At 41.8% G+C, this 17,442-nt stretch carries 17 protein-coding genes; 11 read left to right on the top strand and 6 right to left on the bottom strand.

Annotated elements, in window-relative coordinates; translation table 11 throughout:
* Positions 1-584: 584 nt before the first annotated feature.
* Complete coding sequence (locus AC1DQW_RS17050) at positions 585-1,487, bottom strand: helix-turn-helix transcriptional regulator (RefSeq protein ID WP_477455188.1); 903 nt, start codon at positions 1,485-1,487, stop codon at positions 585-587.
* Between the two features lie 395 nt (positions 1,488-1,882).
* Between AC1DQW_RS17050 and AC1DQW_RS17045 the strand changes: the two genes are divergently transcribed.
* Both AC1DQW_RS17045 and mnmC2 read left to right on the top strand, forming a co-directional pair.
* Positions 1,883-3,298, top strand: a complete 1,416-nt coding sequence (locus tag AC1DQW_RS17045) for a rhodanese-like domain-containing protein (RefSeq protein WP_477455187.1) — start codon at positions 1,883-1,885, stop codon at positions 3,296-3,298.
* Complete coding sequence (gene mnmC2 / locus AC1DQW_RS17040; protein WP_477455186.1) at positions 3,295-3,975, top strand: tRNA (5-methylaminomethyl-2-thiouridine)(34)-methyltransferase MnmC2; 681 nt, start codon at positions 3,295-3,297, stop codon at positions 3,973-3,975. The genes AC1DQW_RS17045 and mnmC2 overlap by 4 nt, the downstream gene beginning before the upstream one ends.
* 13 nt (positions 3,976-3,988) lie before the next feature.
* Here the strand turns inward: mnmC2 and AC1DQW_RS17035 are convergent, their stop codons facing one another.
* Positions 3,989-4,825 (bottom strand): hypothetical protein, encoded by an 837-nt coding sequence (locus tag AC1DQW_RS17035; protein ID WP_477455185.1) that lies wholly within the window; start codon positions 4,823-4,825, stop codon positions 3,989-3,991.
* Positions 4,826-4,947: 122 nt separating this feature from the next.
* Here AC1DQW_RS17035 and mazG point away from each other — a divergent pair, with 122 nt between their 5' ends.
* The 5 genes from mazG (at position 4,948) to AC1DQW_RS17010 (ending at position 9,271) form a co-directional block, all read left to right on the top strand.
* Positions 4,948-5,751, top strand: a complete 804-nt coding sequence (mazG, locus tag AC1DQW_RS17030; RefSeq protein ID WP_477455184.1) for a nucleoside triphosphate pyrophosphohydrolase — start codon at positions 4,948-4,950, stop codon at positions 5,749-5,751.
* 64 nt (positions 5,752-5,815) lie between these two features.
* A complete protein-coding gene (locus tag AC1DQW_RS17025; RefSeq protein WP_477455183.1) occupies positions 5,816-6,259 on the top strand; it encodes a hypothetical protein in 444 nt (147 codons plus the stop codon).
* A 213-nt stretch (positions 6,260-6,472) separates the two neighbouring features.
* Complete coding sequence (locus tag AC1DQW_RS17020; protein ID WP_477455182.1) at positions 6,473-7,027, top strand: RNA polymerase sigma factor; 555 nt, start codon at positions 6,473-6,475, stop codon at positions 7,025-7,027.
* Positions 7,020-8,501 carry a hypothetical protein gene (locus AC1DQW_RS17015; RefSeq protein ID WP_477455181.1) on the top strand — a complete coding sequence of 494 codons (1,482 nt, stop codon included), beginning with the start codon at positions 7,020-7,022 and terminating at the stop codon, positions 8,499-8,501. Before AC1DQW_RS17020 ends, AC1DQW_RS17015 begins: the two co-directional genes overlap by 8 nt.
* A complete protein-coding gene (locus tag AC1DQW_RS17010) occupies positions 8,498-9,271 on the top strand; it encodes a hypothetical protein (protein WP_477455180.1) in 774 nt (257 codons plus the stop codon). The genes AC1DQW_RS17015 and AC1DQW_RS17010 overlap by 4 nt, the downstream gene beginning before the upstream one ends.
* Before the next feature lie 3 nt (positions 9,272-9,274).
* On the opposite strand, the gene AC1DQW_RS17005 is transcribed toward AC1DQW_RS17010, so the two are convergent.
* Positions 9,275-10,495: an ABC transporter permease gene (locus AC1DQW_RS17005; RefSeq protein WP_477455179.1), complete on the bottom strand. Its 1,221-nt coding sequence runs from the start codon at positions 10,493-10,495 to the stop codon at positions 9,275-9,277.
* 85 nt (positions 10,496-10,580) lie between these two features.
* Here AC1DQW_RS17005 and AC1DQW_RS17000 point away from each other — a divergent pair, with 85 nt between their 5' ends.
* Positions 10,581-11,825: an exo-beta-N-acetylmuramidase NamZ family protein gene (locus AC1DQW_RS17000; protein ID WP_477455178.1), complete on the top strand. Its 1,245-nt coding sequence runs from the start codon at positions 10,581-10,583 to the stop codon at positions 11,823-11,825.
* 28 nt (positions 11,826-11,853) lie between these two features.
* Positions 11,854-12,774, top strand: a complete 921-nt coding sequence (gene fmt / locus AC1DQW_RS16995) for a methionyl-tRNA formyltransferase (RefSeq protein WP_477455177.1) — start codon at positions 11,854-11,856, stop codon at positions 12,772-12,774.
* A 3-nt stretch (positions 12,775-12,777) separates the two neighbouring features.
* On the opposite strand, the gene AC1DQW_RS16990 is transcribed toward fmt, so the two are convergent.
* The gene (locus tag AC1DQW_RS16990; RefSeq protein ID WP_477455176.1) at positions 12,778-13,422 is read right to left on the bottom strand and encodes a hypothetical protein; all 645 of its coding nucleotides are present in this window, start codon (positions 13,420-13,422) and stop codon (positions 12,778-12,780) included.
* Between the two features lie 160 nt (positions 13,423-13,582).
* Between AC1DQW_RS16990 and AC1DQW_RS16985 the strand changes: the two genes are divergently transcribed.
* A complete protein-coding gene (locus tag AC1DQW_RS16985) occupies positions 13,583-14,380 on the top strand; it encodes a DUF3050 domain-containing protein (protein WP_477455175.1) in 798 nt (265 codons plus the stop codon).
* Between the two features lie 121 nt (positions 14,381-14,501).
* On the opposite strand, the gene AC1DQW_RS16980 is transcribed toward AC1DQW_RS16985, so the two are convergent.
* Both AC1DQW_RS16980 and AC1DQW_RS16975 read right to left on the bottom strand, forming a co-directional pair.
* Entirely contained in the window at positions 14,502-15,338 is an 837-nt protein-coding gene (locus AC1DQW_RS16980) for an aminotransferase class IV (protein ID WP_477455174.1), read from the bottom strand.
* An 80-nt stretch (positions 15,339-15,418) separates the two neighbouring features.
* Entirely contained in the window at positions 15,419-16,456 is a 1,038-nt protein-coding gene (locus AC1DQW_RS16975) for an RluA family pseudouridine synthase (protein ID WP_477455173.1), read from the bottom strand.
* A gap of 74 nt (positions 16,457-16,530) precedes the next feature.
* On the opposite strand from AC1DQW_RS16975, the gene AC1DQW_RS16970 reads away from it, so the two are divergent.
* Positions 16,531-17,418 (top strand): 1-aminocyclopropane-1-carboxylate deaminase/D-cysteine desulfhydrase, encoded by an 888-nt coding sequence (locus AC1DQW_RS16970; protein WP_477455172.1) that lies wholly within the window; start codon positions 16,531-16,533, stop codon positions 17,416-17,418.
* Positions 17,419-17,442: the final 24 nt, after the last annotated feature.

The raw sequence follows: 17,442 nt of genomic DNA, 5'->3' as shown, positions 1-17,442 counted from the left end.
GAATTAAAATGAAAGCGGCCGTAGCTGTTCAAAGAAGACTATTAGAATTGATCTATACTTTGTGGACCACGAATAAGCCTTACAATGAAAACCACGTACATCAATCTGTTCAAAATGCTCAGGCCACATAAATGGGTTAGGGCAGCCATCAACGATGAACTGCCCTAAACAGGCTGGCATAAAGCCGCCTTAATAAAACAAAATTAAAAATTATTTGATAATTAACACAGAATCTCTCTCCGACTGCGTCGCATAGAGGGGCAATACAACAAAAATTGAGCTTCACCCTCTTTGCGGCACAGCCGGAGAGAGGGTCGGCCAGCGAAGCGTAGCCGGGGTGAGTCGTGGCCAGCGTTTAAGCGAATGTTTGTGTAAAACCAAACAAGTCATGGCTGAGTAATAAAAAATCTTGCCCTTTATTATCTCCACAATTTATCTTCAGATTTGGTAGCGAATTAAACCCCGGTATCTTGTACTTTAAGCATGGTTTTACCATGCTCCGGCGGAGCTTAACTTGCTGAACAGGTGCATATTATAAATCCCCAAAGCGTTTTCTCTGCGCCTATCGCGCAGAGCCCCCCTATTTAATAATTCCCCAAAGCCTGTTTCAACCGCTCCTGTATCCGTTTTTTAAAATGCTCCGGGGATACTACCCTTGCCTGGTCGCCATATCCCAGAATTTCCGTTTCAAGGTCGTAATTAAGGCAAATGTTTAATGCTACCAGGCGTTGCCCATCCGGCCCTATCTCATCCAAATCGTGCTGACTATCATGCAGCGGATAACTTTTAACATAATTATACAGCCGGGGCGTAAGCTCCAGTACCACTTCTTCTGCCTGCTGCCCTTTATAAGGTGATGTAATGCCGAAACAGTTTTTAAACATTTCCTGCGGATCATGCAATTCCAGGTGTTCAAACTTCTTCCTGGTAATATCAACAGCGCCCATCTTATCGAGCCCGAAGGTTTTCATCTCCAGGTCGACCAGATCCATAGCCAGCAGGTACCAATAGCCTTTAAACTCTTTAAGGGCATAAGGCTCAGCCTTGCGTTTGGTTATTTCCACCCCGTCGTGCTCCTGGTAATCAAACCTTACCCGCACCTTGTTTTCAATAGCTTTTAACAAGGGCCTCAAATGGGCTAACCCGATTGCCTTGCGATGATCAACAAGCACATGGCCAGCAAAATTCTCCTCCTGCAAAACCGCGTTGAGCAAATCAAAAGCTGCTATGGAGTGTGCCCCGGTCCCGGCAGGTGAATTGATGATACCATAGGTGTTACTGGCTTTAATGTAGCCAATCTCTACGTTGTAATTTTTCAGTATCGCGCTTTTATCCCGCTGAAAATTACGCGCTATATATTGATTGCCATCAATCCCCATTTTGGCAGCCATATGGTTGGCAATTTGTTTCAGGGTAACACCACCCCGCCTTTGCTGAAAAAACGAGATCAATATTTCCTGGCGGATGACGGGCGTTAGGGCCGACATGGGTTAAATATACTTTCCATTAACTTGTAATAAGCTTAGCTTTATTTTGCAATATATTGTTATTACTTTAATTAACATGGTAAGTTTTTTATCGATTTTTCTGATATATTTCTAAATTTTTCTTCAGCAGTTCCTGGTTAAAAAAGGCGCACCGTTCCATGCAAAGGTGTTCCAACCACAAAACCAAATGCGATGTACGACAAGTTGTGTCGTACAAAAATAAAAAACAAAACAGCATAACTTACTATAAATCAATAAACTAATCAATAAAACCATCATGTTTCGCATTTTTTTTGTTCACAACTCTCCGTTGCGGACGGAACACCCAAACTTTACAACCTTCAAACATTTCAACCTTACAACATCTCCCCCAAACACCTATCTTTGTTCCGAATATGATTATCCAGCAATTCTACGATAAAGGGTTGGCGCATGCATCTTACGCCGTGATCCGTATAGGTAAAATGATCGTTATTGATCCGGCCCGTAACCCGCAGCCCTATTATGATTTCGCGGCCCGGAACGATGCTGACATTGTGGGCGTTATTGAAACACACCCCCATGCCGATTTTGTGAGCTCGCACCTCGAAATTCATAAAGCTACCAACGCCGTAATTTATTGCAGCAAACTAACCGGCGCTACCTACCCACACGAAACTTTTGATGATGGCGATGTTATCGAGCTTAATGATGTTAAGTTAACGGCTATTAACACCCCCGGTCACTCACCCGATTCTATATGTATTTTGCTGGAAGATGAGGAGGGCAGGGAAATAGCAGTTTTCACAGGCGATACCCTGTTTGTTGGCGATGTTGGCCGCCCCGATTTACGCGAGAATGCAGGCAATATCACCGCCAAAAAAGAAGAACTGGCCAAACAAATGTACCACAGTACCCGCAATAAACTCATGAACCTGCCTAAAGGCGTAATAGTATACCCGGCGCACGGCCCTGGTTCATTGTGCGGCAAAAACATGAGTCCGGATCTTGAAAGCACCATCGGCCGCGAGCTGCTGGAAAACTATGCACTGCAACTGATGGACGAGCTTACCTTTGTTAAAACCATTACTACAGAGCAGCCATTTGTGCCAAAGTATTTTGAATACGATGTGGAGCTTAATAAAAACGGGGCTCCTGATTTTCAACTAAGTGTGGAGAGCGTCGCCAGGATCGATACAGACATTCAGCTACAGGAAGGCATAACCATTATTGACAGCCGCCCCAAAAAAGCATTCAGGGCCGGTCACCTCAAAGGGGCGATCAACCTGCAGGATGGCGATAAATTTGAAACCTGGTTAGGCTCCATCCTTCGGCCCGATGAAAAGTTTTACCTGGTAGCAGAGGATGAGACTACTACCAATATGCTAATTAAAAAAGCGGCTAAGATAGGGTATGAAAACAATATCATCGCAACCCTTCAATCGCCCAAAAACGCTACCGAAAAACTGCCTGATCTGTATTTAGAGGACTTTAAGGCTAACCCCGAAAACTACACAAATGTAGATGTACGTAACCGGGGTGAGGTAAATGAAGGCAAAGCCTTTAAAACAGCTATTAACATCCCCCTACCCGAATTAAGGGAACGCATTGGCGAGATACCAACTGATAAACCTATTGTAATTCACTGTGCGGCCGGATACCGGTCGGCAGCCGCAACCAGCATTGTAGCAGGGGAAATAAATAATGTACCTGTATATGACTTGGGCGAGGTAATAGCCGACTATTTAAGTGCTACCCACCCCTCCCCGCCAGTTGACGGAGCGGCTTTAAAAACTTCGCCCGCCGGAGAAGATTTAGAAGGGGCTAAATGAGCAACCTGAGCATAGTTACCACTGCCGATGGTTCAAAAACTATTTACAATGCCGAGGTTAGCGAGCTTTACCACTCCCGTAACGGGGCTTTGCAGGAGAGCCGGCATGTGTTTGTTAACTCCGGGCTGCGTTATTTTCTGCAGAACAATAATATAAATGAGGTAAGCATACTGGAGGTTGGCTTTGGCACCGGTTTAAACTTTTTATTGAGTGCTGATGAGTGCATAGCTAAAGCAATCCAGCTTAATTATACCGGTATCGAGGCCTATCCCTTAACACCCGAAATGATGGCCCAAACCGGGTACAACGAATATGTTTCGCCGCAATTATGGCAACCCTACCTGGAGCATTACCCCGAAGCCTTACTTACCAAAGTCAACCCCATCAATCATTGCCGACTGGAAATCGCCAAAGCAAAACTGCTGGATTTTAAGACAGATGAGCAATACGACATCATTTATTTTGATGCCTTTGCCGCTTCGCGCCAACCGGAAATGTGGGAAGAAACCGCCATTAATCATGTAATAAGCTTTTTAAAACCAGGTGGTGTATTTGTTACCTACGCCATAACCGGCAACCTGAAACGAATGTTGAAAGCCCTTGGTTTAAAAATAGAAAAAGCCCCGGGCGCAGCCGGAAAGCGGGAAATGCTCAGGGCAGTTAAATTCGGTGTTTAAGTGCGGTAACTGTTTACATAAACCTGAAACCCACATTAAATTTTAATGTAAAGCCATTATTAGCAGGCAGTTCACGATAGGCTGCAAACTGGCCCTGCGTGTTGCTGCTTCGGGTAGCATATATAATGGGTCCGCCACAAAGCGTAAACGCAAAGCGCGACCCTGATGGCGCATAATTTACAGACGGCCCCACCAATAACCGTGCGCCACCTTCTGCCTCATCGGTTTCCCAAAATCCTTCCAAATCCTGCCCTACAGCCTCCAAACCGCCATAAAACTGGCCGCTGATATGGCGGTGCAACCCTATACTGGTAATAATATCAAGCCCGTCGCGCCTGGCATCAAAAGCCTTTTCTAACCGTACATTTGCTCCTACCTTCCACGAGGTAACATCATAGGCAGCTGTTATGCGGCTAAATGCAACATTATCATTGTTAAACTCATGCCTGAAACCTAAGCCTCCACCAATTCTAAACCCCATGGGCTGATTGCCGCCGATAAAATCCCTTAATAACTCGGCCTGTTGCAAAGTATGTACGCCACCGTTGTTACTAAAACCGGTACCTAAGGTTGCCAAAAAAGTAAATTTATTGCCCAAATATCCCTTAACAGAAATATTTTGATCTACGCCATCAAACCCTATAGGGGTAACGGTGTGTTCGCCATACCCGCCAGAATAATTTACGCTCCAGTTTCTGCCCGCAGGATTTAATGTATTAATGGTATACAAAAACGGCTGGGGCTGTTCAAATGAGCTGTTTTGCTCGGTTGTTTTCATTAATTGCTGTGCATTGCATAAATTAACAAGCGTTAATAAAAAAACAATAGCCGGGTAAATTTTTTTCATCATAGGATTTGGATATTAGATTTTACAAGTAAAGTTAATTAATATTAGCTTTAAATTAATAGTGTGATAAGTTTGCATTAAAGATGTTATCATACATTTGCTTATTCATACACCGCTATAAAAATATGCCTTTAAAAGCTCCGGAAACCGCCCCTACTTCAACCATCGCATTTCAACGCCTGCTTATTATTATGGACGACCTTAGGGCCAATTGCCCATGGGACAAAAAGCAAACCCTTGAAAGCCTGCGGCACCTCACCATTGAGGAAACCTATGAACTGAGTGATGCTATTTTGGGCGATGATATGCAGGAGATAAAAAAAGAGCTTGGAGATATTATGCTGCACCTGGTTTTTTATTCCAAAATAGCTTCCGAAACCAGTGACTTTACCATTACTGATGTATTAAACGGCGTATGCGATAAACTGATCAATCGCCACCCGCATATTTACGGCGATGTTGAGGTACAAAGCGAAGAAGATGTAAAACGCAACTGGGAGCAGATTAAGCTTAAAGAGGGCAACAAATCTGTACTGGGTGGTGTGCCATCGTCGTTACCTGCATTGGTAAAAGCATCGCGCATACAGGAAAAAGCACGGGGCGTAGGTTTCGACTGGGAAGAGAAAAACCAGGTTTGGGCCAAGGTAGAAGAAGAAATGCAGGAGTTTAAAAATGAATTTAACGCGGAAGACGAAACCACCATCGACCATGAAAAGGCCGAAGGCGAATTTGGCGACCTGCTGTTTTCACTCATTAATTATGCACGCTTTATCAATATAAACCCGGAGAACGCGCTGGAGAAAACCAATAAAAAGTTCATTAAACGTTTTCAGTACCTGGAGCTTAAGGCTAAAGAGCACGGCAAACAACTGCAGGATATGAGCCTTGCCGAAATGGACATTTTTTGGAACGAAGCAAAAAAGCTGTAAAAACATTGTGTTTAGTGTAGCGTTTTAATAATTATTCACGTAATGGCTTTAAATGAAAAATATTATGAAACGAAATTTATTTTACCTGCTACCGCTGCTGTTAACGTTAGGTGTGGCTTGTTCGCCAAAATCTGATCCTATTGTAATCCCTACCCCAACCGGAACTTTTAATGGTCAATTTAGATTATTAACCAAAAACTCAACCACCGGTAAATATGATACTTTGAAAGATTCCATCATATTAAAAATGAACGCGTCATTCCATTTTGCTGTAATAGCTGATACTACAGTAAAACATGCAGGCAGCCACGGAACATTTGCCTTTGATGGTTATTATATCCAGTTTAATGATAGTACTTTTAAAGCATCTGCACCACGCACCAAAAACCATTTAGTGGGTGTTTACCAGTACGTTTATGATGGTACCACTTTCAAAATGCTCCGTTCAAGCTCATCAAGCAACCCGGATACTATAGGCCGGTACGACCTTAAAAAAACTGCAAATTAATTATTGTTTTTAACTGAAACTGCCGTCGCTGTATTTTTAGCGGCGGCTTTTTGAATATTATCAATCTTTAGTTAATTTTAATAGTTAGCAATAATAATTAGAGCAGCTATTAGTACGAATGAAAAAAATCTTTTTTGTTTGTATCAATAATGCTATTTGCTACGTAAAGACGTATAAACCAACACAATATTTAAGCGGAATTAAACACACTTAATGCATCCACCCATACGCATTACTGAAGAAGAGATTATCAGCCAATGCAAAAAAGGCAGCCTTAAATACCAGGAAATGCTATATAAGCAGTTCTATGGCTATGCTATGGGTATAAGCTTGCGCTACAGCCTTAACCGCGACGATGCATTAGAGGCTGTAAATGACGCTTTTATAAAAGTGTTTAATGCAATGCATAATTACAATACCGATAAGCCCTTTAAAGCCTGGTTACGCACAATTGTAGTAAACACCGCAATAGATCGACGCCGCAAGGATCTTAAATTCCAGTTAAATATTGAGCTGGATAATGCCGCGCCTATTAGCAGCAATGTAAGTACGGTTGATAATTTGAACGCACAGGATATATTAAAGTTGATGAATGAGTTGCCTGCCATACAGCTCACAATATTCAACATGTATGAAATAGATGGTTATAATCATGATGAAATTGGAAATATGTTAGCTATCCCGGCAAGCTCGTCGCGCGTTTATTTGAGCCGGGCGAAAGAACGATTAAGAAAAATACTAAGGCAAGAAGCACAAAACCATGGATGATCAGTTGGATAACGACTTAAGAGACCGTATCAGGGAGGTGTTTGATAACTATGAAGACACCTCGGCTGATGAAGGCTGGCTGCTACTCAGGGAAAAATTCCCTGTGAAGGAGGAGAAGCGCCTTGGGGTATGGCTATGGTGGGCAGGTGCTGCAGCAGGTTTATTGTTGTTTTTAAGTATAGGTGTGTGGATGCTGGGCAAAAAACAACCCGCCAATACAATAGCAGTGCAACCCATAAAACATCACCAGCAACAAAAGAAAACGCCGATTGATACCCTTGCTCAATTAGCAGCAAATACTCATCCTGCAACAAAAAACAATCTTGTTGATACCTCTATATCAACTCAAAACAGCATTGTCAAAAACTACCATCCATCACAAAAAAAACCAATAGCTCATAGCACGGCATTTGCAACCGCAGCAACGCCAAACACCACTGTTAATACCAATTTATCAAAAAAAGCTACTGTAAATGCTCCCGTTACCAACCAGCCTTTGGGAATTACAAACAGCATTTCAAACAACAATAACGCGCTTATAGCTCAACAACCTGTAAATAATAAACAAACTGTTAACCCAACGCTACCCGAAAAAAGGCCAGATAGTGTTAAAACAATCATACCAGCAAATGATCCGCAATATGCAGTTGCTCCTCCGGTTACCCCGGGGGTAAACACAACTCCGGAGCTGAAATCAAATAATGCTAATCAACAACCACCCCGCGTTAAACCTTCATCAACCAGTGCTCTGGAAAAAATGCTTGCAGCCGACAATTCCAGGACTCCAAAAGCTAAAGATCCGGGTGATGATAAAAAAGTAAAATTTGGTGTTTATGCGGCAACCTTTTTCAACTATGCCAAAGGCAGCAGTAACCAGGTAAACGCCGGGGCAGGCTTTACATCTGATATAAAGCTGAGTAAAAACTTTAAACTTTCAACAGGTGTGGCACTGGCTCAAAATACACTGAGGTACAACAGCACCACCCCACCCAATCCTAACGCAGCCCGGGCGCTAACATATGCTATTGCAAGTCAGGATAACAATCTTGTACCAGCCTCGGCCTTCCCGGTGTTTAAAAACTACAATGCCAATTTAGTAGGGCTTGATGTGCCGATAAACATTAAATATGAGTTTAATCCGCAAAAAAGTGATGCTTATATTTCGGCTGGCTTAAGTTCGGGTACGTTTATCAACGAGGCATATACAACAAGTTATGGCCTGCCAAATTCCTCACTATCCGCAAACTCAACCAATCAAACAACCGAAGAAACAAGCAAGCAAAGTTTTAACGGTTTTTATTTTGCCAAAACACTTAACGTATCCTTCGGAATTGGTACCGCACTGGGTAAACATAACCGTTTGATTATTGAACCATTTTTAAAATACCCGCTTGATGGACTGGGATCGCAACAGATAAAATTTGGAGCAGGCGGTTTAAACCTAAAACTAAACTTTTCAACAACTAAAAAATGAAGAAACATTTACTTGTTTTAGTGGGACTTGTACTTATCTCATCATCATTGTTTGCACAAAAATTTGAATTATCGGTACTGGCTAATTCTGGTTTATTTCACTTTTCGGGTAAATCGGCAACAACTACTTCACAGATTATTCAGGGATCAGCAACAGGCGATCCGAAGAACTATACCAATAATCCCTACGGAAAACAAAACGGGTTTAGCTATGGCGGCAATTTACAAGGACAATTTGTTAGCAAAGTCGGCTTTATCTGTGGCTTAGGGGCAGGGTATGAAGTATTAAAAAGCCAGGTAGACATTGATAAATATACCCCTATTGTTTACTACACCGGCGTTATTTTTGATATTACCTATAATGATCCAAGCTTCCCCGTAAAAGGGCATACCAACCTGCAAAATCAGACTATCAACCTTAATCCTTATATTGGTTATCGTTTGCAATTAAAAAAGGTTAAACTTGATATTTTACCGGGGATGGATATTGGTTTTATGCTAAAAACCCGGGATAAGGGTAAGGTTAAAGATAACAACGGCAAGGTGTACACTGTTGATTATGAAAGATCAAAATCGCCAACCGATGTACGTTTACACTTAGGGGTAGTTGCAACTTACGGTAAATTTGGTTTAAATGCCGGTTACGCATATGGCCTCACCAATTATTTGTCGGGCCTGGTTAGCACAAGTAATTCAAATCAGGGTGAAGCAGGGAGTTTTTCGGCACACAGCCGGTTAATGCGCTTAGGCGTAAGCTACCGCATTAATTAACAACTATTTAAATCTTATCGCTTTTACCGGCGAAATTTTGCTCACCAGCATAGAGGGTATAATCAGCACCAGCAGGCAAATCACCAGCGTACCCAAATTGAGCAGCAAAATATCTGACAAGCTAAATTGTACGGGCACAAAGGTCATATAATATGATGCCGGATCGAGCTTAAAAAAGTGGGTTTGTTGCTGAAAATAACCGAGGCCCAACCCCAGAGTATTCCCTAATAACAATCCCAATCCAATCAGGTATGTCGCGTTAAATAAAAATACTTTTTGAATATTCCAGTTAGTTGCCCCCATGGCCTTAAACATACCTATCATGGCGGTACGCTCTAATATCATAATAAGCAGGGCAGATATCATATTGATAACGGCAACAATAACCATAAGCACCAGCATCACTACCGAGTTAACATCCAACAAGTTAAGCCACTCAAATATAGTTGGATAATCCTCCATCACAGTATGCGATTTTAGCTTCACCGGCAAAATATTGTTAAGCCTATCAGCTGCATAATCAACCTGGTCAAAATCAGCTACCCGCAGTTCATACTGCCCTATTTCACCGGGTTTCCAATCGTTAAGACGATTAATTAATGATAAAGCACCAATAACAAATGTTTTATCTACTTCCTCAACCTCGATGTTAAAAATGCCTTTTATTTTAAACTGGCGCTTACGCAATGGTTCCTGAACAAAATACATCAGCAGTTTATCGCCTACTTTTAGTTTCAGCCGGCTGGCTGTTTCCTGCGATAGCATGATCTCCTTTTGGGCTTCAACAGAATCTTTAAAGTCGATCACATCGCCGGCTACCATCATCTTTTTAAAGTAACTAAAGTCGTAAGTTTTATCAACGCCCTTTAGTACAACCCCTTCAATTTCATTATTGGCTTTAATAATTCCTGGCTTGGTGGCTGTTGCCATTACGTGCGTAATTAGCGGACTTTTAAGCGCCCGTTTTACAAAAGCATCATCATAAGTAATGGGCGAACTATCGTATGAACTGTTTAGGTCGAACTTCACCACACGGATATCCCCGGCAAAACCCCGAACTTTTTCGCGAATCTCACGTTTAAATCCTTTTACAATGGCCAATGATAATATCATCACCCCTAAACCCAACATAATGCCAATAATGGCAATACGCACAATCAGTTTTGAAAATGTGCGCTTTGACTTGAATGTTATACGGGCTGATATAAAGGAGGCGAAACTCAATGCAGAATGATTTTTAGTACCTTCGCAAATATGCGGTTTTGCTATTAAACCTGCTACTTTTTAAATTGTTTCAATACAATATTTTATGAAGATTATTCCTGTTTTTTTACAAAGCGCTTTAATTGTTACCCTTAGTGTATATGCAGCCTGTGGCAGCCCGAATACCAATACACCGCCGAAGACAGGCAAAGCCAGCAATAAAATTAATACAGAAATAATTACCGGCGCCGATCAAATTCCGCAGTATATTGACTATCTTAAGGGAAAAAATATTGGAATGGTTGTTAATCAAACTTCAGTTATTGGCAAAACCTTTACCTCCAGTGTTGATAGTTTGTTAAAACGGGGCATCAGCATCAAAAAAGTCTTCGGGCCCGAACATGGCTTCCGCGGCAATGCCAGTAACGGTGCCGTAGTTAATGACGCTATAGATGCCAAAACCGGTCTTCCGGTAATATCCCTGTACGGCAATAAACATTACAAACCTACAGCCGATGATCTTAAAAATATCGACCTGATGGTATTTGATATCCAGGACGTTGGAGCAAGGTTTTATACCTATATATCTACCCTGCACTATGTAATGGAAGCCTGTGCCGAAAACGATATTGAGCTGATGATACTTGACAGGCCCAACCCAAATGGTTATCTTATTGATGGCCCCGTATTGGATACTACCCAGGTGCCAAGAGCTTTTGTTGCTATGCACCCCATCCCTATAAGTCATGGTATGACCATTGGTGAATATGCAAAAATGATCAACGGCGAAAATTGGTTAAAAAATGGTGTAAAATGCAAACTAAAAATCATAAAGGTGGCCAATTACAGGCATGATATGACTTATAAATTACCGGTTTACCCATCGCCCAATTTAAATACTGATCAATCCATTTTACTTTATCCCAGTGTATGTTTGTTTGAGGGCACCACTTTCAGTTTAGGCAGGGGCACCTATTTCCCCTTTCTGGTGCTTGGGCATCCTTTATTAAAAGGGCGTTATACTTATTCATTTACCCCTTTAAGTATTCCGGGTATGAGCGAAAACCCACCTCAAAAAGATAAGCAATGCTTTGGTATTGATTTAAAAAGTTATAGTACAGATAAGATCAGGAAAGCCGGGCACATCAACCTTTCCTGGCTGATAGAACTTTACAAAGCTTTCCCCGATAAAGATCATTTTTTTAACGCCTATTTTACAAAGCTGGCAGGTAATACAATACTGCAAAAGCAAATAAGTGAGGGTAAAACCGAAGGTGAGATCCGTAGTAGCTGGCAACCGGGATTAGAGAAATTTAAACGCATCCGAAGCAAATACTTGTTGTACCAATAATAAAGAAGCAGATAAAATAGCATATACCATGAGAATTGTATTTATGGGAACCCCCGAATTTGCCGTTACATCCCTGGATGCTTTGATAAAGGCCGGCTGCGATATTGTTGGCGTTGTTACCGCGCCTGATAAACCTGCAGGCCGCGGACAAAAGCTTAACGAATCGGCAGTGAAGCAATATGCAGTGGCCAACGGGTTAAAAGTTTTACAACCCGAAAAGTTAAAAAATCCTGAATTTTTAGCTGACCTTAAAGCCCTTCATGCCGATCTGCAGGTGGTAGTAGCGTTCCGTATGTTGCCCGAAGTGGTTTGGACAATGCCTGCCAAAGGCACCATAAACCTGCATGCTTCTTTGTTGCCCCAATACCGTGGTGCCGCCCCTATAAACTGGGCACTCATCAATGGTGAAAAAGAAAGCGGCGTAACCACATTTTTCCTTAAACATGATATTGATACCGGCGATGTTTTATTTACCGAAAAAATAACTCTTAATGGTCATGAATCTGCCGGCGACCTGCATGATCGCCTCATGAATAAGGGTGCAGGCTTGCTTGTAAAAACTGTAAAAGCTGTGGAAAGCGGCCGTTACCATGAACACCCGCAGCTGCACTTGTTAACTGGCGAAGAATTGAGACATGCCCCTAAAATATTCAAGGAAGATTGCCTGATAGACTGGGATCAATCAGCGTTAAACATATACAACAAGATCCGTGGACTAAGCCCAATTCCAACCGCTTACACCTACCTGAATGATAAAGTTTTAAAAATATATGCTTCGGAGTTCTTACCTAACGAACAGCCGACTGTACAGCCCGGTGGTTTCCTCACCGATAGCAAAACATACCTGAAGTTTGCCGCAAAAGACGGCTTTATCAGCTTGAAAGATGTACAGCTGGAAGGCAAAAAACGTATGGGTATTGATGATTTTTTGAGAGGGATGAAATTGTAAGTATCAATTAACTGCTTTGACTTTAGATAAATATTTTTTAGACAACTGAGTTGTTTTTGCTTTCAACCGTTGGGCTTCATTGGCCGCGTTTGCGGTACTCTTTATATTGGGCATGCTTTCGTCCTGGTATCTTTCAATAACAGGTAGTGTGGCTGCTATTTTCAAAACAGCATGATAATCATCAATCTTTACCTCGTTACTATCGATGTGCATGATTAAATTGGAAAATTGGCTAATTTTATCGAGGTATTTAGATTTACTTTCGGCTAGTAACCTACTAAGCCGGGCCCTTAATACAGTATCCTTTATACTACTTAATGACCCATTTGCCGAAGAATAATAGCTGTTGGTTTTAGCATCATAGTTATTAAATTCCCTTAAGCTATCCGGCAGGTCTCCGTAAAAATGCTGTAGCTGATCCTCCAAATTCCGCAGTTCGGGATTTTTTTTAGCAAGATCATTGTAAATATCGTTCATTAAAGATCCGTCTCTTAAGCCAGACTTTTTGAGGCCAAAACCTGATTGTTCATCCTTTAATGGTTCAGGTATTTCTGTATTGTTTTTTGGAGTATCCTTTGCTGGGTTAAAGTTACATGCCGAACAAAAAACAGCAAAAAATACTATTGGTAATAAGGCCGGGGATTTCATAATTAAAGATATATTAATTTGATTAGTAATATTAAAAATTGTTACCACTTTAAATCACCTTTAATATAACATCCTATCAACTCAAAGTCAAAAACCACAACCTACTGTTATTTAATAAACTGGTTTGCTATTTTTGCGACTTCATAATTTTTATTACCTGATGGCAAATTACAGCGACCACATTGCACTTTTAAAAACCCGGATCCAGCCTTTACGCAACCAGCTGATACAACACGAACTTTATAAAAACATCAACACACTTGATGAGCTTACCGTTTTTATGGATCACCACGTATTTGCCGTTTGGGATTTCATGTCGTTGTTAAAATCGTTACAGCAAAAACTTACCTGTACCGTTGCCCCCTGGATGCCAACCGGGAATGCCAATACCCGCTACCTTATCAACGAAATTGTCACCGGCGAGGAAAGTGACGTGGATGAGCTGGGTGAGCGTACGAGCCATTTTGAGCTGTACCTGCGTGCCATGCAGCAAGCAGGCAGCCAGGCAATTGCCATTAATAATTTATTTCATGAACTAAATTTTGGCAAGCACATTGACGAAGCCCTGATTATTGCAGATATCCCCCTGGCTGCGCGTAACTTTATGCAGCATACTTTTGATGTTATTGGCACCAATAAAAACCATGTGCAGGCAGCAGTATTTACTTTTGGCCGGGAGGACCTGATACCGGATATGTTTGTGAACATAGTAAAAAAGATTAGCCAACAGTTACCGGGCAAGGTTGATATTTTACTGTACTACCTTGAACGCCATATTGAAGTTGACGGCGATCATCACTCACAATTAGCCTACCAAATGACTGCCGAGCTTTGCGGCGATGATGATAATAAATGGGAAGAAGCTACAACTGCTGTTCAGGATGCTTTACAGGCAAGAATTGAGCTTTGGGATGGTATTTTAAATGCTATTAAAGCGCCGGTTTCTGTAGAAGAATAGTTTCCTTTTAATTTTTCATCCCTGGGAACGAAAAACCTTTTCGACACCAGGTACATCGGCGCTGCATAACGTATAATTGCTTCACTACGTTTAGCATGACAAATTAAATAATTACACTCACCTATATCTTATTCAGCTCGTCCATCAACTGTTTACTCACCCTGTTAAAATAGCGCCTTACACCAAAGCCCATCACAGTTTGGATACCGCGGGAGGCATTGGTTAAAAATACTTCGTCGGCTTCGTATAGGATATCAGGATTTATCTGGGCTTCGGTGATATTAATATTATTATCCTGTGCCAGCTTGATCACTACCTGCCTCATTACTCCCTCTACACAGCCTTCGCTTAATGCGGGGGTATACAAATGATTTTGGTAGTGGATAAATATATTGGAACTGCTGGCTTCACACAAAAAACCGTTTTGGTTTAACAGAAAAACATCATCCAGCTTATTCTGCGTTTTATAAATACCTGCCATTACATAAATCAGCGAGTTGCAGGTTTTGATGTTGGATAGATAGTTGGATGGTTTGGGCAACTCTGTAAACACGTCCATGATTAAACCCTTCTCGTTCAAAAAATAACGGGGCTCATCGGATGCAGTTAGCTCCAGGCAATAGCCCATTTTATTTTGAGTTGGTGTATATAATCCTTCGGCATCGCGGTAAACGGTTAAACGCAGGCGGCCATGCTTTACCTTGTTCCGTTTAGCTAATTCCTCCACAATTTCTTTTAAAAACCAGGCATCCATTTGCGAATAGCCATCAATTTTGAGCGCTTTCATACCACGTTGCAGGCGGTCGGCATGCAGGTCTGCAAACTTTAGTTGTCCCTTCATCAGGCGCATACTCTCAAATAAGCCATCGCCATACTTAAAGGCGCGGTTGGACACAGTAAGCACCTGGCTATTTTGAGGAAGTATCTGTCCGTTAAAATTGATAAGCACTGGTGTCATTTTCGGATATCAGATTTGAGATTTTGACTTAGGGTTTAAATTCATTGTTGTTGGATTGGATTCTTTCTCATATCTAACGTCTAAGATCTCACATCTGCATCTGTATACTTACGCCATTTTAGCAATACGCTTTCAAAATCGGGTGGTAGTGGCGATTCAAAAAGGATCTGTTTTTTTAGCGTGGGGTGTAAAAAGCCCAACGTTTGCGCGTGCAGGGCCTGGCGGGGCATCAGTTCAAAGCAATTATCTACAAATTGCTTGTACTTGCTAAACATAGTACCCTTTAAAATTTTATCGCCGCCGTAAGTGGCATCGCTAAAAAGTGGATGACCAATGTGCCGCATATGTGCTCTTATCTGGTGGGTACGACCGGTTTCCAGCTGACATTCGATCAGCGTAACGTACCCCATGCGCTCCAACACTTTGTAATGGGTTACAGACCATTTTCCTTTTTCGGGATCGTCGTAAATGGACATTACCCTTCTATCCGCAATACTGCGACCGATGTAACCGGTTACGGTACCGTCCTCAGCAAGATCTCCCCAAACAAGGGCTATGTACTTACGTGTAATAGTATGATCAAAAAACTGCCTGGCCAGCCAGTTCATGGAGCGTTCGTTTTTGCTGATAAGCAGCAACCCCGATGTATCCCTATCAATCCGGTGCACCAAGCCAGGCCTGCCATCATTGCCCGGTAAGGTAGGCAGCTGCTGAAAATGGTACACCAGTGCATTCACTAATGTACCGGTGTAATTATTATAACCGGGATGTACCACCATACCAGCAGCCTTATCCACTATCAAAACATCGTCATCCTCGTAAACAATATTAATGGGAATATTTTCGGGATAAACCTCGGTATCACGAGGCGGGTGAGGCAACACCACCGAAATAACATCCAGCGGTTTTACCCGGTAGCTGCTTTTAATAGGCTTATCATTCACCAGTACATTGCCCAGTTCAATAGCGTTCTGGATGCGGTTACGTGATGCATTCTCTACCCTGTGCATCAAAAACTTATCAATACGCAGCAGGGATTGACCTTTATCAACCACAACGCGCAAGTGTTCAAATAAATCCTGTTCTTCCTGCTCTATCAGCTCGGGTTCGTATGCCATTTGACGGCAAAAGTAATCGTTTTTTGTGGTAGGTAAAGCGTAATATTGCAATAGCATTAAGGGCAGGTTATTTTATGAATATTGATTTGGAGATTTTTAGTCCGGTACATCAAATCACAAACCCATTATTTGATGAGCACGGCGTAAAAGTTTTTTTAAAACGCGACGATCTGATACATCCCATGATATCGGGTAATAAATGGCGTAAATTAAAATACCTGCTTAAAAAAGCTCAGGAACAACATAAAAATCACATTGTTACTTTTGGAGGCGCATATTCAAACCACCTGCTGGCTACTGCCGCCGCTGCAGCAAAGTTTGGTTTTTGGGCTACCGGTATTGTGCGGGGCGAAGAGGTTAACAATGATACCCTGTTTTTATGCAAGCTACACGGTATGCAATTGATATTTACCGATCGGGATAGCTATCGCGATAAAGCAGCCCTGTTTTATAAATATTTTGGAAATAACGAAGATGCCTTTTTCATTGATGAAGGCGGTGCATCCGCAGAAGGAGTCCAGGGATGCAGCGAACTGATTGATGAGCTTACCGATGGTTACGACCATATTTTTTGCGCCTGCGGAACCGGGACTACAGCAGCGGGTATCATTAACGGCCTTACTAACCATCAATTTAAAACACGATTTAACGCCATACCTGTATTTAAAAATGGAGGCTTTATAAAAGATGAGATCAACAGATTTTTGACTACCCCAGTTGAGTTTGATATCCATACCGGCTACCATTTTGGAGGCTATGGAAAAGCGACTGAGGAGCTAATTAACTTTATAAAAAAGTTTGTAGCCTCCACCGGGACAGTTATTGAACCTGTGTATACAGGCAAAATGATGTATGCACTGTATGATCTAATCGGCAAGGGGTATTTTAAACCAGGCAGTAAAATATTGGCTATTCATAGTGGCGGGACCTGGGGTTTACTGGGGATGAAGGATAAATTTTAAAGTAATTGATTGTTCAACACTTCA

The organism is Mucilaginibacter sp. P5_A4, assembly GCF_056400605.1.
Note: the sequence above shows the minus strand (reverse complement) of the source record. Positions and strands in the feature narration are given on the sequence as shown.